We start from the raw sequence: 22704 nt of genomic DNA on the forward strand, positions 1-22704 counted from the left end.
ACTGCTATTTCGCTGTTGATTGCTATTTAACTGTGAACGACAATTTCATGTCTCACTACCCAATTTCATTTCTCACTACATGAGTTATCGGGCTGTGTTATCGCGATGTTAGTGTCAACGTAGGGGATAATAACATTCTGTGATGGGTATCAAGGCGGGCTGTGCAAATGCATAGTGTTTTATGGTAATTTGCGGCTTCTACGGCGGCGTTAAGTGCCAGAATATTGGTCTGGAAAGCAATGCTGTTGATAACGGCGGTAATATCGGCAATCTTGCGTGAACTGTCTGAAATGCCTGACATGGTATCCACCACATCTCGTACCACTTCGCCGCCTTTGTGCGTATTTTGTGAGGCTTCCGTGCTAATTTGACTCGCCTGTTTGGCGTTCTCGGCATTGTTTTTTACGGTCGATGTCAGTTCTTCCATGCTGGCGGCGGTTTCCACGACGGCGGTAGACTGCTGCTCGGTACGCGAAGAAAGGTCGCTATTACCGGCGGCAATCTTGGCCGCAGAGGCGGACACGCTGTCCACGCTGTCACGCACATCGCTGATCATAGCGTAACGGTACTCATACATCAGAGCAGAAGAAAAGTTTACTGGCAGTGTGGTATAGAAAAACGCCATTATCTGGTCGCTTCTGCTCACTTTTTTTCTATTAATCCGCTAAAGTAGTTTGGCAAACTGCCGATACCGTTTGCACAAATCTATATCGTATGATTTCAGGCACTCCGAACGTTTTCAATATGCAGCCAGTACGGTGGCATCGTGGTGGCACACATGTGACTTGAAAGGTAACGGAGAGGCGTGCATCAATATAAGCCATTGGCACATAGTCATGTAAAAATGGTGGGGATGAAAGCGGTGAATGAAAATTTGAAAGAGCAGTTTGTTAAGCGCAACAAACTGGCTATCTGTGCAACGCTACGCGAATTAAAGAATAATGACACATCTCTGATGGTTCATCATTCTCACGGTCAGTTCATCAGTAAAATTCTTGACGTTGTCCCTGACAACAACCTGTTTGTCTTCGATTTAGGCGGTATTGAGCGTGAAAACAACCTCGCACTGTGTGCAGGTTCGCTGTCTTTCGTCGCAGAGCCTGCTGGTGCAAAAGTCGAATTTAATGCCGAAATCGCGAAAACGGTGACGTATGACGGTCTGCCTGCCTTCAGCGCGCAAATTCCTGAGCTGCTTTATCTTATCCAACGCAGAACCTATTTCCGCATCAACACACCGCTGTGGCCGCCGTTGACATGCCGTGGCGAGCTGCCGGATGAGAGTGTTTTCCTGTTTACGATTAAAGACCTCTCTCTGGGTGGGTTGAGTCTGTATACCGACCGTGATACGACAGGGTTGTTGACCGAAGGCGACATTATCAAGAGCGTGGAGATGGATCTTGCTGACCACGGTTTCTTCTGCGTCGATTTGCAGTTCGTCGGTCAGGCAATGGTGAAAGTTGTCGATAATAAAGGCGAAGTGAAACTCACACAGCGTCTGAGCTTCAAGTTCCCGTCACTGAATGCGGCACAAGAGCGGGATCTTCAGCAGGTGATTTTTGAGCTGGAAAGATTACAAAACGAAAAGAAAAAGCGGTTCCAGGAGTTGTAATTTTTAAGCACAACGTTTTGTGTAGGCTTCACACAGAGCAGCAACGTTTCTCATAATAAGTATTAACGTATTTACCCTAAATATTTCAAGCTGTAGAACAAAACATGACTGTTTTACATGTACAAAAACCATGTGTCGGTTGCTTGATGTATAACGGCGATAAATAAATTGTTTCCAACGTTCTCAGAGCCTTGTCAGAAGAGATCGTCTGGTGCAGAATACGCGCCTTGCAAATAACCGACGTCTAATAGCGTCGGTTATTTTTTTACATTTATGCTCGTCAACCTTCAGGTTACAGGGGTATTGGTGTGGTTTATTGCCTTCTCTGTCGCCCAGGTTTGCTGGGTATAGGGTCTTCAACCAAAGAGGCCGGACAACGATCCGGATAGATAATTTTGTGTGTGCCTGTGAGCACTGTGAGGAAAGGAAAGATGGGGCAATCAGTAAGTTTCGCACCGGTGCCCGCCGGTTTGGGCTGCAAAGGTATTGGTTATGGCGCGACGCCGTCGCAAGTTATTTCTGGTGCTGTTACAGCTACCTCTTCTCATCGTGATTCAGGCGAGCCCTGTATCCATTCATTTGTTTCCGGTGCGTATGCGCTTGCCGTGATGAACGGAGGTGCGCGTCATGTCGCTTGATTCTCAACTGCCTAATGCTGGCGCCAAACGTGCTCAACTAAAAAGAACGCTCACGCTGTGGCCTGTCGTAATGATGGGGCTGGCGTACATGCAGCCGATGACCATTTTTGATACCTTCGGTATCGTGTCTGGCCTGACCGATGGCCATGTGGCGACTGCTTATGCGTTTGCGCTGGTTGCTATTCTGTTCACGGCGCTGAGTTATGGTAAATTGGTAAAACGTTTCCCGTCTGCGGGATCGGCTTATACCTATGCGCAGAAAGCGATCAGCCCGCACGTTGGGTTTATGGTCGGCTGGTCATCACTGCTGGACTATCTGTTCATGCCGATGATCAACATTCTGTTGGCGAAAATCTATCTGGAAGCCATCTTCCCCGGCGTGCCGTCATGGATTTTTGTCGCGGCGCTGGTTGGGCTGATGACGTTGTTTAACCTGCGTGGCATTAATCTGGTTGCTAACCTGAACTCCATTATCGTGGTAGTACAGGTCGCTATCATGGCGGTGTTCCTGGGTCTGGTGATCCACGGTGTTTATCTGGGTGAAGGTGCGGGTACGCTGACCAGCACACGTCCATTCTGGTCTGAGAACGCGCATGTGGTGCCGATGATTACCGGAGCCACTATTCTCTGTTTCTCGTTCCTGGGTTTTGACGGCATTAGTTCTCTGTCGGAAGAAACACAGGATGCCGGTCGGGTGATTCCAAAAGCCATCTTCCTGACGGCGCTGATCGGCGGCGTGATTTTTGTTGCCGTGGCGTACTTCCTGCAACTGTACTTCCCGGATATTTCCCGCTTTAAAGAGCCGGATGCCTCTCAGCCAGAAATCATGCTGTATGTTGCGGGTAAATTCTTCCAGTCCGTTATTCTGGTGTTCTCCTGCGTTACCGTGCTGGCATCGGGTATGGCCGCTCACGCGGGTGTTTCTCGTCTGATGTATGTGATGGGGCGCGATGGCGTATTCCCTGAGCGCTTCTTCGGTTATATCCATCCGAAATGGCGCACGCCAGCGCTGAACGTCCTGCTGGTTGGTGTGATTGCACTGTCTGCGGTGTCGTTCGATCTGGTGACGGCAACGGCGCTGATTAACTTCGGTGCACTGGTGGCGTTTACGTTTGTGAACCTATCGGTTATTTCACAGTTCTATATTCGTGAACGTCGTAACCGTACCGTGAAAGACACCATTAACTTCCTCGTGCTGCCCGTACTGGGCGCATTGACTGTCGGGGCGCTGTGGGTGAATCTGGAAGCCAGCTCAATGGCGCTGGGTCTGGTATGGGCGACGATCGGGCTGCTCTATCTGGCGTTTGTGACGCGCAGTTTCCGCCAGCCAGTACCGCAATGCAGTGAAGAACCGGTGTAAGCCACCGACAACTTGCATGAAAGAAAAAGCGGAGCCGATGTGCTCCGTTTCAGGCTGTTGAGAAGCCTATTTTCTGAACGAGAACGGGAGTAACGGAATAGAATAGTAAAGCGTTTGCGCTAGGGATGGCGCAATCCGAGCGTACAAGGATGTATTTACAGCGTCTTTACGATCTATCCGTTACTCACGCTCAACAGACTTTGTCAGTAATCTCCAGTGGAGCCAATGTGCTCCACTTTTTTATGACTTATCCCACCAGTTCCTGCGCATAGGCGTACAGCGCTTTTAGCTGTGCCATCTTCTCTTTATCGTCTTCATGCAACTGATACAAATTGCTGAGTTCTGACAGATAATCCTGCAAGCGTTCTGGCGTAAATACCATACGCCGATGTTGCAACCACCGTTGCTGTTCGCGGTCGTCCAGCGTGCCGGGAAAATTGCGAGCGCGATAGCGGAAAAATAGCGGTTCCAGGCGATTATCGGCAAACGTGAGATCCAACGCGGGAAGATTCTGCGGGGCGGTCTCCTGAATAATCTTCATCGCCATGCGATCGGCATCGCCAAAGAAGCCATCATAAAGGCGTAAATCGACATCATCAGACGCGACAAAAGCAGGCTCGTCCGCAAACAGTTCCACCACTTTTTCCCTGACGCTCGCGTTGTTGCGCAGCAGCGCCAGATTGTCCAGACAGCGTTGACGATCGATGCCTAATCTTTCCGCATCTTCTGGTCGTAAGGTATTGGCAGGCGCTAAGACCGGACACTTATTGATGTGCACCAGCTTGAGTGGAACCGCACTTTGACCGGCCTCCAGCGCATCCCGACGGGTGTATAACCGTTCACGCAATGTCTCGCTGTCCAGCTCTAGCAGCGGTGTCATATCGCCAGCCAAATCGCACATGATGACCGCGTTACGGTTGTCCGGGTGCCAGGCGAGCGGCACCACCCAACTGGTGTTGCTCCTTGCTGCGCCAAACATGCCAGACACGTGTACGAGCGGCTTCATCTGGGGGATATCGATCAGTGCAGAAATTTTATTTTTGTTGCGCAACGTGAACAAATACTCAAACAGCTTGGGCTGCGCCTGCTTAAACAGTTTTGCCATCGCAATGGTGGCATAAACGTCGGACATCGCATCATGCGCCTGTTCATGCGAGATGCCGTTGGCTTTCGTCAGGTGCTCAAGGCGGAAGCTGGGGAGGCCGTCATCATTTTCGGGCCAGACGATGCCTTCCGGGCGCAGGGCATAGCAAGCACGTAACGCATCCAGCAGATCCCAGCGAGAGTTGCCGTTTTGCCAGCTGTAAGCGTAAGGATCGTAGAAGTTACGGTAGAAAATGTTCCGACTGACTTCATCATCAAAACGTATGTTGTTGTAGCCCATAATACAGGTGCCGGGCACGCTGAATGCGTCGTGGATCTGACGAGCGAATTCTGCCTCATTGACGCCTTTTGTCAGCGCGACCTGTGGCGTGATTCCGGTGATCATCACCGCTTCCGGCTCCGGCAGGTAATCATCGGCCGGACGACAATAAATGACCAGCGGCTCACCGATAATATTGAAATCCATATCGGTACGGACACCCGCAAACTGCGCGGGGCGATCGCGCGCCGGATGTTTACCGAATGTCTCGTAGTCGTGAATGAAAAAAGTGGGTTGTGTTTTCTCGGCCATATATGCAGTTAGCTTTAGCTACGTGTATGCGCTGAGCCTGACGTCAGGCAAACAGACTGGAAAGTGGCAAGGATACCATTGAATCGGCTTTTCTGTGGTGCTTTCCTGATGTGCATCATTTCTCTGACTTACATCACTTCTCTGACTTACATCAAAAGAAGGGTAGACATAATCGCTAGGCATGAGTGTGTCCATTCGGTTACAATTTTCGTTTTAATGCGAATGATAATTAAATTCGATACTTTGCGATGTAATTCGCACTGCTTAATGCCGAAATAAGGAGAAAGGAATGCGGTTTCCCTCAATGATTAAAATGACGCTGCTGGCTTCCGCGTTAGTGGTGGCTGGCTGCGATCAGGCTGATTCACCATCTGCGGCAAGCCAAACTGTGGCGATTGAACATACAAAAGGTGTCACGCAGGTTCCCGTGAATCCGAAAAAAGTCATTGTGTTTGATACCGCCATTCTGGATACGATGACCGCGCTGAACATCGATGTCGCTGGCGTGCCACAAGGCGACGCAAAAATATTTCCAGATGTTCTCGCGCAATACCGGGACAGTAAGTACCTGAATGCTGGCACGTTGTTTGAACCTAATTATGAAGCTATCAGCAGTGCTGCGCCGGATTTGATTATTGGTGGCGGTCGCGCTCGTGATGCTTATGACAAATTAAATGCTATCGCACCAACGATTGCGCTAGATATCGATGATCGTCAATTTATGACCAGTTTTACACAGCGAGTGGAACAACTGGGTGAGATTTTTAGCAAGCAGGATGAAGCTAAAGCCAAACTGGATGATTTTAAAAATCGTATCGCTCAAACGCGTGAAAAAGCCGATAAAGCTGGGTCGGCGTTATTGGTGATGGTGACGGGGGGGAAAATGTCGGCATATGGCCCGAAATCCCGTTTCGGCTTCGTTTTCGATGAGTTGGGATTTAAACCCGCGACAGAATTTCCAGAGTCCGGTCGCCACGGGAATGTGGTGACATCTGAACTGTTGTTGAGTGTCAATCCGGACTGGTTATTCGTCTTCGATCGTGACAGCGCGATTGGCAATCAGAAGGAAGGGCAATCAGCGAAGCAGGTTTTGGATAACCCATTAGTGAATAAAACCAATGCCTGGCAGAATAATCGCGTGATTTACCTGGACTCTTCTTCGATTTATATCGCGGGTGGGCTGCAAAGTTATCTGCGCCTGATCGACGATGTCAATAAAGCACTTGATGCGAAACCTTAAGACTGCATCGTGACTTCAGTAATGAAAGCGTTTTATTTTTCGGCAGGTACCATCCTCATGTTGGGGATGATTACCTGCAGTCTATTTATTGGTGCGGGACAAGTTACGCTGGATGCAGTATGGACCGACCCGATGATGCGTGACATTTTCTTTATCAGTCGTGTCCCACGTACTCTGGCGCTGTTATTGGCGGGAAGCGCCATTAGCGTTGCTGGGTTAATCATGCAACTGCTGACACAGAACCGCTTTGTTGAACCTTCACTGGCTGGTACAACGCAGTCTGCGGGGTTTGGCTTGCTGGTGGTGATGGTGGTTGCGCCATCTGCGTCCTTGATGGTGAAGATGGTCGTCGCCAGCGTGTTTGCCATGATTGGTACGTTGCTGTTTATGATGCTGTTGCGTCGTATTGTCCTCAAATCAGCGTTGGTTGTGCCGCTGGTCGGGATCATGTTTGGCGCTGTCATCGGTGCGGTAACGACATTCGGTGCCATGCATTATGACTTGTTACAGTCGCTCGGTAGCTGGGAAGCCGGGGATTTTTCCGGAATTTTGCAAGGCCGATATGAGTTGCTCTGGCTGGTAGGAATCCTGACGTTATTAGCGTGTTGGACGGCAGACCGTTTTACTGTTGCTGGAATGGGGCGGGAGTTCTCCGTCAATGTTGGCCTGAATTACCGGCAGGTTATGTTGCTGGGGCTCTCTATCATTGCGGTGATCAGCGGTGTCGTCGTCGTTGTCGTCGGCGCATTACCGTTTTTGGGACTGATTGTGCCAAACCTGATTAGCATGATCATCGGCGATAATGTGCGGAAAACTATCCCCTGGGTGTGTTTGCTTGGCGGTGGGCTTGTGCTGCTATGCGATATCATTGGTCGTGTGGTGCGTTACCCGTTCGAGATTCCAGTGAGCGTCATTCTGGGTGTGATCGGTGCTGTCGTGTTCCTTACCCTGTTGTTGAGTCAGAAACGCCATGTCAGTTAATGAATTTAAGGTTGATACCCGCCCTGCAACAGCGCCAGTCGAGCCCAGCGCCGCGCCTTATCGGCGTTTATGGTGGTTGAGTGCGGGAGCATTAGCGATAATCGTCGTGTTCATGACCATCAATCTGGGGGGGAACCTACGCTATATCCTGATACACCGAGGGCAGATTTTATCTACGATGATATTGGTGGCGTTTGCTGCCAGTGTATCAACGGTATTGTTCCAGACGGTGACCAGTAACCGCATTCTGACCCCATCAATCATGGGATTTGAAGCGTTGTTTGTCCTGTTGCAAACGATGGTGTTGTTCTTTTTCGGCGTGCAAGGTATTTCAGCGGTTGGCGTCAGTGGTAAGTTTGTCTTCGAAGCATTGTTGTTGGTTCTGTTCTCCTCGCTACTTTATCGCTGGTTGTTCACCGGTCGCCACAGCAATCTGCATTTGGTTCTGCTGGTCGGGATCATTTGCGGTACGTTGTTTCGCAGTGCGTCAAGCCTGATGCAACGTCTCTTAACGCCCAGTGAATTCGCCGTGTTACAGGGGCGAATGTTCGCCACATTTACTCGAGCAGCCCCAGAATTAATTGCGCTATCAGCGGTCATCATCTTGATTGTGGCTCTGTTCGTGTGGCGGTTGCGTTTCCAATTAGATGTGTTGGCGTTGGGGAAAAATACGGCGATTAATCTGGGAATCGCCTACAAGCGCCATGTCACCATCGTGCTGTTATTGGTATCCATACTTGTCGCTATTTCGACGGCATTGGTGGGGCCTCTGACCTTTTTAGGGTTCATGGTTGCGAATTTAGCCTATCTGATCGCGGGATCCAGCCAACATCGTATTCTTCTCCCAACGGCGTTTTTACTTGGCATTATCGCATTGGTGGGGGGGCAACTGATTTTGGAGCATCTGCTTGGCATGGCTGGTGCGCTCTCTGTCGTCCTCGAATTTATCGGTGGGTCGCTGTTTATTGTGTTGCTACTGAAAAAGGTTTCCGTGTGATTGAGATCGGCAATGTAACCAAAACGTATAATAGCGTGACGGTATTAAATAATGTCACGGCGACGGTGCCTCGCGGCGGCGTCACGTCGATAATCGGCCCGAACGGTGCGGGGAAGTCGACATTATTGTCCATCATTAGCCGTTTACTGGAAGCGGATCGTGGACAGGTAAAAGTTAACGGCATGGATGTGATGACAACGCCAAGCGATAAGCTTGCCACCTGTTTGTCCGTGCTGCGGCAGGAAAACCAGTTTACCAGCCGCTTAACGGTGGCCGAACTGGTAGGTTTTGGCCGTTATCCTTACACCAAAGGGCGGCTGAACGCTGATGACCGTGAGCGCATCAGCGCTGCGTTGGCGTTTCTCAATCTGACCGAATTGAAAGATCGTTTTTTAGATGAGCTTTCCGGCGGCCAACGGCAGCGTGCTTATGTCGCGATGGTGCTGTGTCAGGACACGGAATACGTGCTGCTGGATGAACCACTGAATAATCTGGATATGAAACACGCCGTGGCGATGATGAAGCAGATCCGCCGGGCGGCGGATGAACTAGGCAAAACCATTGTGCTGGTTATCCACGATATCAACTTTGCTTCTGCCTATTCAGACTACATTATTGCGATGCGTAAAGGGCAGATCATCTACACGGGAAAACCGGAGGACATCATGGTGTCCGACGTTCTGGAAGATATTTTCGATACTGAAGTGGCCATTGAAGAGGTTCATAATCAGCGTATCGCGGTATATTACCGTTAATGGTTTGATGACAGATTATCCGCTCGGCGGGGCGTTTGCGCAAAGGGTGTAAGCACCGCTTGAAAGACGCTGGGTATAACCTGTATGGTGAATGCATAAAGAATTTATGTATGACTTAAGGTAAGGGTAAAAGATGGATAAGGACACTAAGCCGTGTTTCCAGGATGTGCTGGAATTCGTGCGCATGTTTCGTCGTAAAAACAAACTTCAGCGTGAAATCGTCGACAACGAAAAGAAAATTCGCGATAACCAGAAGCGCGTTCTGCTGCTGGACAACCTGAGCGAATATCTGAAACCGGGTATGTCCATTGAGGACGTGCAAAATATCATCGCCAATATGCGCAGTGATTATGAAGATCGCGTTGATGACTACATCATCAAGAACGCGGATCTGTCGAAAGAACGCCGTGATCTGTCTAAAAAGCTGAAAGCGATGGGCGAAGTTAAGTAACCTAAGTCCCGTTTTTACGATAAAACCGCTTTCTACTGTCAATTGTTTTCTACTGTAACAGGATCGCTTCTGCGGTCCTTTTTCTTTTGGCTTTTACGCCACATCCTGCCTTTTTACCTACCCACTTGTTTGAGCATCGGTGGCGGCCGTTAATGATTTTGTCGCTGATGATGCCAAACGCTGTGAGAACAGGAATCCAGCTCGCACACCGAATGTCATTCTTTGCAATGTCGCCGCTTTCTTGCGAGGCATTTTCCTACCTGAGTGTTTCGTTCTGTCGCATGAGCTTGAGTTATTGCAACATTCTGGCGCGAACAACGGGGAAAGAGGGAAGGTAATGTCATGGTAATGGACGATATCAATAAAAGTGATGATGTCGGTAAATAGTCTGGCGTGGGCCAGCGTGCTGGGTATCCTACCGCTGTTTTTTTTGCCGCAACTGCCAGCGCCAACGCTGTTGTGGTGGGGCGTTGGGCTATCGACCTGTGTGGCTCTGGGCGGATATGGTCACACAAGGATACGGTTTGTCGCTCTTGTTGCCGTGAGTTTTTGTTGGGCAGCGTTGAATGCGCAAACCCTGCTGCTACAAATCGAACGCTTCACGCAGGATCCGGTTAATGCTGTCGTGACAGTAAGCAGCATACGGTTCAGCGAACACGCTGATGAGGGGATTACGGTTCGGCTGGAAGAGATAGACCAGCAACGGATCTTCCCACCGCTATATGCTCAACTGGCCCAGTCATCGGCGATGGAAAACTGGTGCGGCGGCCAACGCTGGGCGATAACCGCCAGTTTTCGTCCTATCCATAGTCGACTAAATGAAGGCGGCTTTGATAGCCAGCGCTGGGCGATAGCCAAACGACAACCGTTATCAGGCCGTGTACTCGCGGCAAAGGTCGCTGATAGCCGCTGTGATTTCCGCCAGCGCACGATCACTCAGGCGGAACAGCAACTACAGGGGTTAGCGTGGCGTTCTATTTTGCTGGCGCTGACGTTTGGCGAGATGAAAACGGTTAGCTCAGAGCTCAAGGCGCTCCTTCAGAATACCGGTACGATGCACCTGATGGCGATCTCCGGTCTGCATATTGTGCTTGCGGGGCTGGTTGGATGGGGAATGGCGCGGGCGTTGCAGTATGGCTTTCCCGTGCAGTGGATTGGCTATCGTTTCCCATTGATCGCGAGTGTTCTGGTTGCCTGGGGATATGTCTGGCTGGCTGGGGGGAACCCTCCGGCGGTGCGATCGGCGCTGGCGCTTAGCGTATGGCTCTGCCTGAAAATCTGGGGCGTTAACTGCTCAGCCTGGCAGGTCTGGCTATGGTGCGTTGCGCTGATTCTGGTCAGCGATCCGTTAAGCGTGCTGTCAGACAGCTTCTGGCTATCCTGTCTCGCGGTGGCATCGCTCATTTTCTGGTTTCAGTGGGCGCCGCTTCCTCATCGATTACAGACGCGGCACCGATGGTTCTGGCTACGTTGGGTTCATCTGCAAACGGGAATCACTCTACTATTGATGCCCTTGCAGCTTCATATTTTCCACGGCTTTAGCATCACCTCTCTGCCAGCCAACTTATGGGCGGTGCCTTTAGTGTCTTTCGTGACAACGCCGCTTATTTTGCTGGCGTTGAGCACGATGGCATCTGCGCCGCTGAGCGGCATGCTCTGGTGGCTGGCGGATGTTTCGCTGCGAGTGGTGTTTGCACCGCTGACGTATCTGCAAACAGGCTGGGTATACCTCGATGCATCGCTGCTGCTAGGGAGCGTCGCGGGATGGGGGGCGGTTGTAATATGGCGTTTTCGCTGGTGGCGAATTTATCCGATGAGTGTCGGCGTGCTGATTCTGGTTTTACTCGCTTTCCGTATAAAGAGCGATGAACCGGATTGGCGTGTGGACATGTTGGATGTCGGCCACGGCCTGGCCATCGTGATTGAGCAACGTGGAAAGGCGGTGCTGTACGATACGGGAAACCGCTGGGAAGGGGGCGATATGGCGACGCGAGAAATTCTGCCTTACTTACGCTGGCGAGGCGTTGATGTGGAAAGCATTATCCTGAGCCATAGTCATATGGATCATATCGGGGGGCTGGAGACGCTACAGACAGCCTACCCTGAAGCAACGATATATAGCGCCACCAACGCGATGAATCATCGTCCTTGTCTACGCGGTGAGCGTTGGCGCTGGCAGGATCTGACGTTTACCGTGCTGTGGCCGTTAGCGCTCGCTGAACGAGCGGAGAACAACGACTCCTGTGTGATCCGCGTTGATGATGGTAAACACCGGGTTTTATTAACGGGCGACCTGGAATCGGATGCGGAAAGGGCATTGATTCAGCTAGAGCGTAGCGCGCTGCGTGCGAATTTGTTACAAATCCCTCATCATGGCAGTAAGACATCCTCCTCCCCTCCCTTCATTCGTGCGGTGAATGCCGAGTTCGTTATCGCCTCGGCGGCACGCTATAACCCGTGGCGACTGCCTTCAGTAAAGATTGTTGAACGATACCAGCAATATGGTTACTCATGGTTTGATACTGCGTCATTTGGTCAGCTAAGTGCTCGTTTTTTCAGCGATTCATGGCACATTCTACGGTTCAGGGATCACATATCGCCTCGTTGGTATCATCAGTGGTTTGGCGTAGGGCGGTATAATGAGTAAAATGGGCGGCTATTTCTTCCCGTTTCAGGTTTACTACATGCTGAATGATAAAGATCTCTCCACCTGGCAGACCTTTCGCCGCCTATGGCCGATGATCTCTCCTTTTAAGGCAGGGCTTGCTGCCGCAGCAATTGCACTCATCATTAACGCAGCCGGCGATACCTTGATGCTCTCCCTGCTTAAGCCCTTACTGGATGAAGGATTTGGTAAAGCGGAACGTTCTGTATTGCTCTGGATGCCACTGGTCGTCATTGGTTTGATGTTAGTAAGAGGGGCGTCGGGCTTCGTGTCCAGCTACTGCGTCGCCTGGGTTTCAGGCAAGGTGGTGATGAATATGCGTCGCCGTCTCTTCTCCCATATTATGGGGATGCCAGTTGCGTTCTTTGACCAGCAGTCAACCGGAACGCTGCTTTCCCGTATTACCTACGACTCAGAGCAGGTTGCTGCGTCGTCATCTGGTGCATTGATTACCGTCGTCAGGGAAGGTGCCTCGATTATCGGGCTGTTTGTTCTGATGTTCTATTACAGTTGGCAGTTGTCCATCATTCTGATTGTGATTGCGCCGATCGTATCTATCGCCATGCGCATGGTGTCCAAACGCTTCAGAAATATTAGTAAGAACATGCAGGACACGATGGGGCACGTCACCACCAGCACCGAGCAAATGTTGAAAGGCCATAAAGAAGTGCTGATGTTTGGCGGTCAGGAAGTTGAAACCAAGCGTTTTGATCAGGTCAGTAACCGGATGCGCCAGCAGGGCATGAAAATGGTATCCGCTTCATCGATTTCCGATCCTATCATCCAGCTAATCGCTTCGCTGGCGTTAGCATTTGTACTGTATGCCGCCAGCTTCCCTAGCGTGATGGAAACGTTGACTGCCGGGACGATCACGGTGGTGTTCTCTTCCATGATCGCGCTGATGCGCCCGTTAAAATCACTGACCAACGTGAATGCGCAGTTCCAACGTGGGATGGCGGCATGCCAGACGTTGTTTGCGATTCTTGACATGGAACTGGAGCGCGATACGGGTAAACGTGAAATCGAACGAGCGAAAGGGGAACTCGAATTCCGTCAGGTGAGTTTCGCTTATCCGGGCAGAGAAAATCTGGCGCTGAACAATATCAATCTGCATATCCCCGTAGGTAAAACGGTGGCGTTGGTGGGGCGTTCCGGTTCGGGTAAATCAACGATTGCCAGTTTGATTACACGTTTTTACGACATTCAATCAGGTGAAATTCTGCTTGATGGCCACGATCTACGTGAATACCGCCTGTCCTCCTTGCGTAATCAGGTCGCGCTGGTTTCTCAAAACGTGCATCTGTTCAACGATACGATAGCGAACAATATCGCCTATGCCCGCAATGAGCACTATAGCCGTGAGGAAATTGAGCGCGCGGCGAAAATGGCGCATGCGATGGATTTCATCAACAAGATGGAACATGGTCTGGATACGGTGATTGGTGAAAATGGTGTAATGCTTTCTGGCGGACAGCGGCAGCGTATTGCGATTGCCCGTGCGCTGTTGCGCGACAGCCCGATCCTGATATTGGATGAGGCCACCTCTGCGTTGGACACGGAATCGGAACGCGCGATTCAGGCGGCATTAGACGAACTGCAAAAAGATCGTACTGCTCTGGTGATTGCACACCGCCTTTCCACGATTGAAAAAGCGGATGAAATTCTGGTGGTTGAAGATGGCAGAATCATTGAGCGTGGTAACCATGTTGCATTACTGGCGGCAAACGGTGCTTATGCGCAGCTACACAGAATGCAGTTTGGCGAATGATTGAACGTATCTGGTCTGGTCGCTCGCGGCTTTACTGGTTGTTGCTGCCGCTTTCGTGGCTATACGGATTCGTCACGTTTCTGATCCGCCAGAGCTATCAGTTCGGGTGGCATAAAAGCTGGCGAGCACCTGTTCCTGTCGTGGTTGTCGGAAATCTGACGGCAGGCGGCAATGGAAAGACTCCTGTGGTCATTTGGCTTGTCGAGCACCTACAGCGCAGAGGTTATCGGGTCGGCGTGGTGTCACGCGGTTACGGTGGCAAAGCTGAACGCTATCCTCTGTTACTGGATGAGTCGGTGGCGACGGCGCAGGCAGGCGATGAGCCAGTGCTGATTTTTCAACGTACTGGCGCGCCTGTTGCGGTTGCCCCTCGTCGTCGGGAGGCTGTGAGTGCATTATTGGCACAGCACACGCTAGATGTCGTGATCACCGACGATGGATTACAGCACTATGCGTTGGAAAGAGATATTGAGCTGGTTGTGATTGATGGTGTGCGTCGCTTTGGCAACGGATGGTGGCTGCCCGCAGGTCCAATGCGGGAAAGAGAAAGCCGTCTGGCCTCGGTGGATGCTGTCATTGTTAACGGCGGTACGCCGCGAACAAACGAGATAGGCATGACATTAACCGCAGGTATGGCGGTTAACTTACTTTCTGGTGAGTCCCGACCGCTGAGTCAGTTACAGGATGTGGTCGCGATGGCGGGTATCGGACATCCCCCGCGTTTTTTTGCTACGCTGCGTGAGGCTGGCGTCAGCATTGCACGTGAAATTGCCTTTGCTGACCATCAATCGTATCAGCCAGAACAGCTCGAATCGCTGACTCAGGATGCGACACAGCCGTTGCTAATGACGGAAAAAGATGCTGTGAAATGTAAGGCGTTCGCTCAGGGTAACTGGTGGTATCTGCCAGTCGATGCCGTGCTCGCTGAGCCCCACGGCACGCAGTTGCTCGATAAATTGGAAAACGTGCTTAAGCAGCGTTCTGGTTGCGGAACGTAAATCGCCGTACCGCGTTTTTAGATATCTCTTAAAGATATCGCCCTGGTAGATCGCTGCCATAGCGAGAAAGAACATGCCGATCATCGATCGGCCAAAGATGGAGGAAGCATGGATCACCGTTTACTTGAGATTGTTGCCTGTCCTGTTTGTAATGGTCGGTTATATTTTAATAAAGAGAAACTGGAGCTGATATGCAAGGTCGACGGTTTGGCCTATCCGGTTCGTGATGGCATCCCTGTGTTGCTGGAAAATGAGGCGCGTAAACTCGGCGCTGATGAGATAACACAATGACCTTTACCGTGATCATTCCTGCGCGTTTTGCGTCAAGTCGCCTGCCTGGTAAGCCGCTGGCAGACATCAACGGCAAACCGATGGTCGTCCATGTGATGGAGCGAGCGTTGGAATCGGGGGCGCAGCGCGTTATTGTCGCCACTGACCATCCGGATGTTGAAACGGCTGTGCAGCAAGCGGGCGGTGAAGTGTGCCTGACCCGCGCCGATCATAATTCCGGTACAGAGCGTCTGGCTGAAGTCATCGAGCGCTATGGTTTTACCGACGATGACATCATCGTTAACGTTCAAGGCGATGAACCACTCATTCCTTCCGTGATCATTCGTCAGGTGGCCGAGAACCTTGCAGCCAGTAAAGCAGGAATGGCAACGCTGGCGGTGCCGATTGAAACCAGCGAAGAAGCATTCAACCCGAATGCCGTAAAGGTGGTTACCGATGCTGAGGGATACGCGCTGTATTTTTCCCGAGCAACGATCCCTTGGGACAGAGAGCGTTTTGCTCAGTCTAAAGAAACTATTGGCGATCATTTCCTGCGTCATATCGGCATTTATGCCTACCGTGCAGGTTTTGTGCGCCGTTATGTCAGTTGGGCACCGAGCCAACTGGAGCAAATCGAATTACTGGAGCAACTGCGAGTGCTGTGGTACGGCGAGAAGATTCACGTTGCGGTTGCGAAAGCGGTGCCGAGCGTCGGCGTTGATACGCCAGAAGATCTGGCTCGCGTGCGTCACGTCATGGCGAATCAGTAAGATCTATCACGCTATGCTGCGATGAATACGTCATGGGGAATCTATTCTTACCGGAATGGATTTTCTCCATGACGTTTTTTCTTTATACGACATATTATATTTTAAATTATTTAGCACTTATTTAGATAAGTATTCTTAAAAATTCTCAAATTGTATCGCTTTCTTATTTCACGGGTGATTTATTTCCCTTCCGAATTGATGAATAGCGAGTGGAACTTTTATTTTCATAGTTAAATGCTACTATCAATTCGCCATGTTTTTTGCATGGTGTTTTTGTTATTTCAACTAAGGACGGTAATGATATGAATGCTAAACGTTATATCGCAAAAATTTTTCTCGGCGGTATGCTGATGGGGGCTGCGGCGAGCAGCAGCGCGGCGGTGTATTACATGGCGCCCAACGGCGATGACGCAAATAATGGCAGTAAAAGCTCCCCCTGGAAAACCATCGATCGTGCGCAGAAAACATTAACTCCCGGCGATCGTCTGTGGATCCGTGGCGGTAAATACGAGTTTACCAAGGGGCTAAACGTTTGTGCCACGCGTACGGATGTGGTGAACGCGATTACGCTGAATAAGAGCGGTACTGAAGGGAAGCGCATTGAGTATTGGGCATACAGTGGCGAAGTGCCCGTGTTTGATTTCAGCCAGATGCAGGATGATTGCCGCGTCAAAGGCTTCAACGTTGTGGCAGATTGGATCTCTCTGAAAGGACTGGAAATAACCGGTGTTCCGCAGCGGAATAACCTTAACCATGAATCCTGGGGGGTATGGATACGGGGTAGCAATAATATATTCGAGCAGTTAAATATTCACCATATTATGGGGACGGGTTTGTTTATCCAGCGTGGGGGATACAATCTGGTATTGAATAGCGACTCTCACCATAATTACGATCCGCTGACATCGAATGGTGCAGGCCAAAGTGGAGATGGATTTGGTGCGCATATTCCGGCTAATCAGCCAGGTAATATTTTCCGCGGTTGCCGCGCATGGTCAAACTCGGATGATGGCTTCGATTTAATTAATGCTTATTCTCCGGTGCTGATTGAAAACTCCTGGGCCTGGTCACACGGTTATTTGCCAGGGACGACGCAGTCGCTGCCAGCAGGTAATGGTAATGGTTTTAAAATCGGTGGCTACGGTGGCGTTTATGTGGCAAATTCGGTGAAACATACCGTACGTAACTCGGTTGCGTTTTTAAATAAAGCGGCCGGTTTTTATGCCAATCACCATCCGGTAGCGAACGATTTCTTTAATAACACCGGCTATAAAAATAACCCTAACTTTAATATCCGCGGTATTGATGCAAATGGGAAAGCGATTGGGTTGGGTACGCTACGCAATAACGTTTCTCATGGCGGTAAAGACCTGTCGTTCTCCGATGGCGCGAATATGCGCTATAACTCATGGGATCTGAAAATTGCGGTATCGGATTCAGATTTCGAGAGCGTTGCCGTCACCGGGTGGGATGCGCCGCGCCAGGCAGATGGCAGCTTGCCAGTACTGAAAAGCCTGCATCTTGCAGCGGGTAGCGCGCTGATCAACAAGGGTGGAGATGTCAAACTGCCTTACAAAGGTTCAGCGCCCGATCTGGGCGCTTTTGAACGCGAATAATGGCGGTGTGTTAATTCACTAGGCTGTCACTCACGATGTTCTCTGCTCGTCAGCAGAGAACATCGCTGCAACAACTCCGGCAGGGCGCGTTCTCTACCGTCATTGATCCCCTTTTATTTGATCTACGTTGAAGTATTTGTCTTCTGCTCGCCGCATCATGGTGGGTGGAGTCATTTGACTCAACGGAGGTATAGCTGTTTATGGAACAGTTGAAATCGGAGCTCAGTACGGTGTTGGGGGAAAGCCTCAGCCGGCTTGAGTGCATAAGCGAACAGCCCTATGCGGACCTGTATGCCTTATATGATAAAGAAGGTAACGCCATCCCTTTGTTGGCTAAGAGCTATATTTGCCAGGGGGTAGCGCAGCAGGAGGCCTACAAACTCTCGATGCTGGCGCGTGAGGGGGATGTCCGTTTACCCACCGTTTACGGGCTGGTGTTGACGCAACAGCAGCCTTATCGGGAACTGTTGCTAATTGAGCGCTTACGCGGCGTGTCGGTGGAGGCGCCACCAAGAAGCGGTCAGCGCTGGACGTTGTTGATGGACCAAATTGTTGAGAGCGTATTGGCCTGGCACCGCATTGATAGTCATGGTTGCGTCGGTTCTGTCGATAGCACACAGGACAACGATTGGGTGAGCTGGTATCAACAGCGTGTGGAAGTCCTGTGGTCGACATTGCTGAATGTCAGTGCGCCACAGTTGACGCAACAGGATCGAAGCGTGCTTTATCGCTCTCGTCAATGTCTGGCGATGCTGTTTGAAGATTTCGAGGATGGCTGTGTGCTGGTACACGGTAATCTTTCACTGCGCAGTATGTTGAAGGATGCGCGTAGCGATCAACTGTTGGCGATGATTAATCCGGGCATGATGTTGTGGGCACCGAGAGAGTATGAACTCTTCCGGCTTTGTGAATCTGGCATGCCAGAACAGTTACTGTATCACTATCTGAAACAGGCACCGGTAGCGGAATCCTTTGTCTACCGGCGCTGGTTGTATGCTATCTGGGAAGCCGTGGCCCGCTATATCCACACGGGGCAACTAGACCGTCAGCTCTTTGATGTGGCTTCCCGTGAGCTGTCCCCTTGGCTGGAATGAGCCTGCGGTTGTTCGGCGTTGTGCGGTGGTATTGACGTTCCTTTCAGCGATTGCCATAGGCGACCCAGCGTTTCATACCAGGCGCGTTCGCTGTGCGATAAATAATACGCGGATGGAAAAATCTTCTCCCACGGGTTGAGCGCGGACGTGATCGCCATCTGATTCGCCGGAGCCGGAATGGGCGCAAGCCCCTGAGCCTGGAAGAATCGTATGGCGCGAGGCAGGTGGTTGGCCGAGGTCACCAGCAAGAAAGGGCGATCGCCAACAATCTTCGCGGTTTCCGCCGCTTCTTCTTCCGTATCCCTTGGCGTATCCAGAATAATGATGTCCTGCTGCGGAATCCCCAGACTTTCAGCTACCAGCGCCGCGGTTTTCGCACTGCTGACAGGGTTGCCCTGCGCCGCCCCACCGGTAAAAATCAATTTTGCGCCGGGGTTGGCATGATACAGGCGAACGCCTTCCGTTACGCGCGGGAGGCTATTGCTGATAAGGTTGGAACTGGGCGCCCATTCCGCGTTATAGGTATACCCCCCGCCTAGCACGACGATATAGTCGGCTTTGCTCGCTTGCGGCGTTTGCCGCCAGGTTGGATAGTGTGATTCCAGTGGTAGCAACAGCCTATCGGCGACAGGTTGCAGGCTGAGCAGAATCAGCGCCAGCCAACTGACGAGTATTATCGTTCTTCCCGTACGCTGCCGTTGGGTAAACCAGAGCAGCAGCAGGCCAACACCCATCAGAAGCAAGAGCAATGGCAGAGGCTGCAGAAGGCCGCCGACGAACTTTTTGAGTGCGAAAAGCATAAAATTGCATTCCTTTTGAGTGAAAAAACCGCATCCGGGAAGATATCATGCGGTAAGGCCATTTATTCTAAGCCAGCCTGTGCCAAAATGGCAGGCTGGAAAAATCGCATCGTGCAGACATGTGCTGCACGAAAGCCCCGTTTATATGATGCGGAACAATGACTGATGCAGGATCGCAATTTTAACGATATCGCCGAAAAATTTGCTCAGAATATCTATGGCACAACGAAGGGGAAACTTCGGCTGGCGGTATTGTGGCAGGATCTTAGCGATCTTTTGACCCAGCTTCCAGCACGACCATTACGCATCCTTGATGCGGGAGGCGGTGAAGGTCAAATGGCGTGTCGGCTGGCGGCTTTAGGACATCAGGTATTGTTGTGCGATGTTTCCGATGAGATGATTCAGCGCGCCAAAAGTGCGGCAGCGGCGCAGGGCGTCGACCATAATATGCGTTTTGTGCAGTGTGCCGCACAGGATATCGCGCAATATATGGAAAGCCCTGCCGATCTGATATTGTTCCACGCGGTGCTGGAGTGGGTTGCGCAACCGCAGCAGATGCTGAAAATATTGTATGATTGCCTGTCGCCGGGTGGCGCGCTGTCTTTGATGTTTTATAACCATCATGGGCTGTTGATGCGTAACATGGTGCTGGGCAACTTTGATTATGTTCAGGCCGGAATGCCGAAGAACAAACGGCGCTCGCTATCGCCAGATCACCCGCTGGATCCGCAAGCCGTGTACGGCTGGCTTGATGAAATGGGGCTGACCATTAGCGGAAAAACTGGCGTGCGTGTGTTTCATGACTACCTACAGAATAAGCAGCAGCAAATTGATAAATTTGACGACATTCTGGAGCTCGAGCAGCGGTATTGTCGGCAAGAGCCTTTTGTGAGTTTGGGCCGTTATATCCATGTCATGGCGCATAAACCCCATTTGAAGGATGCATTATGAGTGATTTTTCCCAGACTGTACCCGAACTGGTCGCCTGGGCACGAAAAAACGATTTCTCCATTTCCCTCCCTACTGAACGTCTGGCGTTTTTGATGGCGATCGCCACGCTTAACGGCGAACGCATGGATGGTGAAATGAGTGAAGGGGAGCTGATTGATGCCTTCCGCCATGTGAGTCAGGGATTTGATCAGACGAACGAAACCATTACTATCCGCGCCAATAACGCGATTAACGATCTGGTACGCCAACGGTTGCTGAACCGCTTTACCAGCGAACAGGCGGAAGGTAATGCGATTTATCGTCTGACGCCGCTGGGGATCGGCATTACCGATTATTACATTCGGCAGCGTGAGTTCTCGACGCTACGGCTTTCCATGCAGCTCTCTATTGTGGCGCAGGAGTTGAGTCGAGCGGCCGATGCGGCGGAAGAAGGCGGCGATGAGTTTCACTGGCATCGCAACGTGTTTGCGCCGCTGAAATATTCCGTAGCTGAAATTTTTGACAGTATCGACCTGTCACAGCGCGTAATGGATGAGCAGCAGCAGGGCGTGAAAGACGATATCGCGGCGCTGTTAAATCAGGACTGGCGGGCAGCGATCAGCAGCTGTGAACAACTGCTGACGGAAACGTCGTCTACGCTGCGTGAATTGCAGGACACGCTGGAAGCCGCTGGTGACAAGTTGCAGGCGAGCCTGTTGAGCATTCAGGATGCGATTATGAATAATCAGCATAACCTGGAGTTTGTCGACAAGCTGGTGTTCGACTTGCAAAACAAACTCGATCGCATTGTGAGCTGGGGACAGCAGACGATAGATCTGTGGATTGGTTATGACCGCCACGTACATAAGTTTATCCGTACCGCGATTGATATGGATAAAAACCGCGTCTTTGCTCAACGCCTGCGTCAGTCGGTGCAGAGTTATTTTGATAGCCCCTGGGCGCTGACGTTCGCCAATGCGGATCGTCTGTTGGATATGCGTGACGAAGAACTGACGCTGCGTAGTGAAGAAGTCACCGGTGAACTGCCGCCGGAGCTGGAATATGAAGAGTTTAGTGAAATGCGCGAGCAACTGATCGCGCTGGTTGAGCAGGCGCTGCATAAATATAAAGCGCAACAGATTCCGCTGGATTTGGGGGAAGTGATGCGTGAATACCTCGCGCAGCATCCTCGCTCGCGGCATTTTGATGTTGCCCGAATCGTGGTCGACCAGGCAGTACGCCTGGGCGTAGCCGAAGCTGATTTCACCGGATTACCTGCATTGTGGCGGGCAATCAATGATTACGGAGCCAAGGTGCAGGCCCATGTCATCGACAAATATTGAACAATTTATGCCAGTGAAGCTGGCAACCGCGCTGTCGAATAACCTCTTTCCTGCGCTGGACAGCCAATTGCGCGCCGGGCGTCATATTGGCATTGAAGAGCTGGAGAACCACGTCTTTCTGATGGATTTCCAGGAAGTGCTGGAGGAATTCTACAGCCGCTACAACGTGGAGCTGATTCGCGCGCCGGAAGGTTTTTTCTATCTGCGTCCGCGTTCCACTACGCTTATCCCTCGCTCGGTGCTGTCTGAGCTGGATATGATGGTAGGGAAAATTCTCTGCTATCTCTACCTGAGCCCAGAGCGGTTAGCGCACGAAGGCATTTTCAGCCAGCAGGAGCTCTATGAAGAGCTGCTGAGTCTGGCAGATGAAAGCAAGCTGTTGAAGCTGGTTAACCAGCGTTCTACCGGTTCCGATCTGGATCGCCAAAAGCTACAGGAAAAAGTCAGAACCTCGCTGAACCGTTTACGTCGGCTAGGCATGATCTACTTTATGGGCAATGACAGCAGCAAATTCAGAATTACCGAGTCGGTGTTCCGCTTCGGCGCTGATGTACGCAGCGGCGATGATGCCCGCGAAGCGCAGTTGCGCATGATTCGTGATGGTGAAGCGATGCCTGTTGAAGGTAGTTTGTCGCTGAAAGATGACAGCGACGATAACGATCGCACCGATGATACCGCGCCAGAAACGGGCGAGGATGAATAAGAGCGTATCCCATTCCTATTGGGGTAGGTTCTGTGTTGAGG

20 protein-coding genes and 1 pseudogene are annotated in these 22704 nt (G+C 51.2%); 18 read left to right on the forward strand and 3 right to left on the reverse strand.

Going from position 1 to position 22704, the window contains the following annotated elements:
- Positions 1 to 190: 190 nt before the first annotated feature.
- Positions 191 to 556, reverse strand: a pseudogene (locus LCF41_RS09640) (methyl-accepting chemotaxis protein); the annotation flags it as partial.
- A gap of 297 nt (positions 557 to 853) precedes the next feature.
- Between LCF41_RS09640 and LCF41_RS09645 the strand changes: the two are divergent.
- The 3 genes from LCF41_RS09645 (at position 854) to LCF41_RS09650 (ending at position 3607) form a co-directional block, all read left to right on the forward strand.
- Positions 854 to 1609 (forward strand): flagellar brake protein, encoded by a 756-nt coding sequence (locus LCF41_RS09645; RefSeq protein ID WP_225088135.1) that lies wholly within the window; start codon positions 854 to 856, stop codon positions 1607 to 1609.
- A gap of 431 nt (positions 1610 to 2040) precedes the next feature.
- Positions 2041 to 2247 carry a hypothetical protein gene (locus LCF41_RS22335; RefSeq protein ID WP_347880990.1) on the forward strand — a complete coding sequence of 69 codons (207 nt, stop codon included), beginning with the start codon at positions 2041 to 2043 and terminating at the stop codon, positions 2245 to 2247.
- Positions 2237 to 3607, forward strand: coding sequence for an APC family permease (locus tag LCF41_RS09650; RefSeq protein ID WP_225087857.1), 1371 nt, complete (start codon positions 2237 to 2239; stop codon positions 3605 to 3607). Before LCF41_RS22335 ends, LCF41_RS09650 begins: the two co-directional genes overlap by 11 nt.
- Before the next feature lie 247 nt (positions 3608 to 3854).
- Here LCF41_RS09650 and sbcB read toward each other — a convergent pair whose 3' ends face one another.
- Complete coding sequence (gene sbcB, locus LCF41_RS09655; RefSeq protein ID WP_225087858.1) at positions 3855 to 5282, reverse strand: exodeoxyribonuclease I; 1428 nt, start codon at positions 5280 to 5282, stop codon at positions 3855 to 3857.
- Between the two features lie 289 nt (positions 5283 to 5571).
- Between sbcB and LCF41_RS09660 the strand changes: the two genes are divergently transcribed.
- The 12 genes from LCF41_RS09660 to LCF41_RS09715 all read left to right on the forward strand — a co-directional run bounded on the left by LCF41_RS09660 (position 5572) and on the right by LCF41_RS09715 (position 18887).
- Positions 5572 to 6522, forward strand: coding sequence for a siderophore ABC transporter substrate-binding protein (locus tag LCF41_RS09660; RefSeq protein WP_180741229.1), 951 nt, complete (start codon positions 5572 to 5574; stop codon positions 6520 to 6522).
- Positions 6523 to 6543: 21 nt separating this feature from the next.
- Entirely contained in the window at positions 6544 to 7503 is a 960-nt protein-coding gene (locus LCF41_RS09665; RefSeq protein ID WP_225088136.1) for an ABC transporter permease, read from the forward strand.
- The gene (locus LCF41_RS09670) at positions 7493 to 8500 is read left to right on the forward strand and encodes an iron chelate uptake ABC transporter family permease subunit (RefSeq protein ID WP_431191557.1); all 1008 of its coding nucleotides are present in this window, start codon (positions 7493 to 7495) and stop codon (positions 8498 to 8500) included. The genes LCF41_RS09665 and LCF41_RS09670 overlap by 11 nt, the downstream gene beginning before the upstream one ends.
- The gene (locus tag LCF41_RS09675) at positions 8497 to 9255 is read left to right on the forward strand and encodes an iron ABC transporter ATP-binding protein (RefSeq protein ID WP_225087859.1); all 759 of its coding nucleotides are present in this window, start codon (positions 8497 to 8499) and stop codon (positions 9253 to 9255) included. Before LCF41_RS09670 ends, LCF41_RS09675 begins: the two co-directional genes overlap by 4 nt.
- Before the next feature lie 133 nt (positions 9256 to 9388).
- Positions 9389 to 9706, forward strand: a complete 318-nt coding sequence (gene tmaR / locus LCF41_RS09680) for a PTS system regulator TmaR (protein ID WP_180741225.1) — start codon at positions 9389 to 9391, stop codon at positions 9704 to 9706.
- A gap of 373 nt (positions 9707 to 10079) precedes the next feature.
- Positions 10080 to 12353: a ComEC family protein gene (locus LCF41_RS09685; protein ID WP_225088138.1), complete on the forward strand. Its 2274-nt coding sequence runs from the start codon at positions 10080 to 10082 to the stop codon at positions 12351 to 12353.
- A gap of 37 nt (positions 12354 to 12390) precedes the next feature.
- The gene (gene msbA, locus LCF41_RS09690) at positions 12391 to 14139 is read left to right on the forward strand and encodes a lipid A ABC transporter ATP-binding protein/permease MsbA (protein WP_225088139.1); all 1749 of its coding nucleotides are present in this window, start codon (positions 12391 to 12393) and stop codon (positions 14137 to 14139) included.
- The gene (gene lpxK, locus LCF41_RS09695) at positions 14136 to 15137 is read left to right on the forward strand and encodes a tetraacyldisaccharide 4'-kinase (protein WP_225087861.1); all 1002 of its coding nucleotides are present in this window, start codon (positions 14136 to 14138) and stop codon (positions 15135 to 15137) included. Before msbA ends, lpxK begins: the two co-directional genes overlap by 4 nt.
- Positions 15138 to 15245: 108 nt before the next feature.
- Positions 15246 to 15428: a Trm112 family protein gene (locus LCF41_RS09700; RefSeq protein ID WP_005967647.1), complete on the forward strand. Its 183-nt coding sequence runs from the start codon at positions 15246 to 15248 to the stop codon at positions 15426 to 15428.
- On the forward strand, positions 15425 to 16177 hold the full coding sequence (kdsB, locus tag LCF41_RS09705) for a 3-deoxy-manno-octulosonate cytidylyltransferase (RefSeq protein WP_225087862.1): 753 nt from the start codon (positions 15425 to 15427) through the stop codon (positions 16175 to 16177). Before LCF41_RS09700 ends, kdsB begins: the two co-directional genes overlap by 4 nt.
- A gap of 302 nt (positions 16178 to 16479) precedes the next feature.
- Positions 16480 to 17793 carry a pectate lyase PelN gene (gene pelN / locus LCF41_RS09710; RefSeq protein WP_225087863.1) on the forward strand — a complete coding sequence of 438 codons (1314 nt, stop codon included), beginning with the start codon at positions 16480 to 16482 and terminating at the stop codon, positions 17791 to 17793.
- A gap of 200 nt (positions 17794 to 17993) precedes the next feature.
- A complete protein-coding gene (locus tag LCF41_RS09715) occupies positions 17994 to 18887 on the forward strand; it encodes a YcbJ family phosphotransferase (RefSeq protein WP_225087864.1) in 894 nt (297 codons plus the stop codon).
- Here the strand turns inward: LCF41_RS09715 and elyC are convergent.
- Positions 18839 to 19687 (reverse strand): envelope biogenesis factor ElyC, encoded by an 849-nt coding sequence (gene elyC / locus LCF41_RS09720; protein WP_225087865.1) that lies wholly within the window; start codon positions 19685 to 19687, stop codon positions 18839 to 18841. The two genes, LCF41_RS09715 and elyC, sit on opposite strands and share 49 nt — an antisense overlap.
- Positions 19688 to 19852: 165 nt before the next feature.
- On the opposite strand from elyC, the gene cmoM reads away from it, so the two are divergent.
- The 3 genes from cmoM to mukE are packed head-to-tail and all read left to right on the forward strand — an operon-like array spanning position 19853 to position 22663.
- Positions 19853 to 20638 carry a tRNA uridine 5-oxyacetic acid(34) methyltransferase CmoM gene (gene cmoM / locus LCF41_RS09725; protein WP_225087866.1) on the forward strand — a complete coding sequence of 262 codons (786 nt, stop codon included), beginning with the start codon at positions 19853 to 19855 and terminating at the stop codon, positions 20636 to 20638.
- The gene (gene mukF, locus LCF41_RS09730) at positions 20635 to 21960 is read left to right on the forward strand and encodes a chromosome partition protein MukF (RefSeq protein WP_225087867.1); all 1326 of its coding nucleotides are present in this window, start codon (positions 20635 to 20637) and stop codon (positions 21958 to 21960) included. Before cmoM ends, mukF begins: the two co-directional genes overlap by 4 nt.
- Positions 21941 to 22663, forward strand: a complete 723-nt coding sequence (gene mukE / locus LCF41_RS09735) for a chromosome partition protein MukE (RefSeq protein WP_010277044.1) — start codon at positions 21941 to 21943, stop codon at positions 22661 to 22663. Before mukF ends, mukE begins: the two co-directional genes overlap by 20 nt.
- The last annotated feature ends 41 nt before the right edge of the window (positions 22664 to 22704 follow it).

Origin of the sequence: Pectobacterium colocasium, from assembly GCF_020181655.1 — a bacterium.
In the GTDB taxonomy this organism is placed as follows: domain Bacteria; phylum Pseudomonadota; class Gammaproteobacteria; order Enterobacterales; family Enterobacteriaceae; genus Pectobacterium; species Pectobacterium colocasium.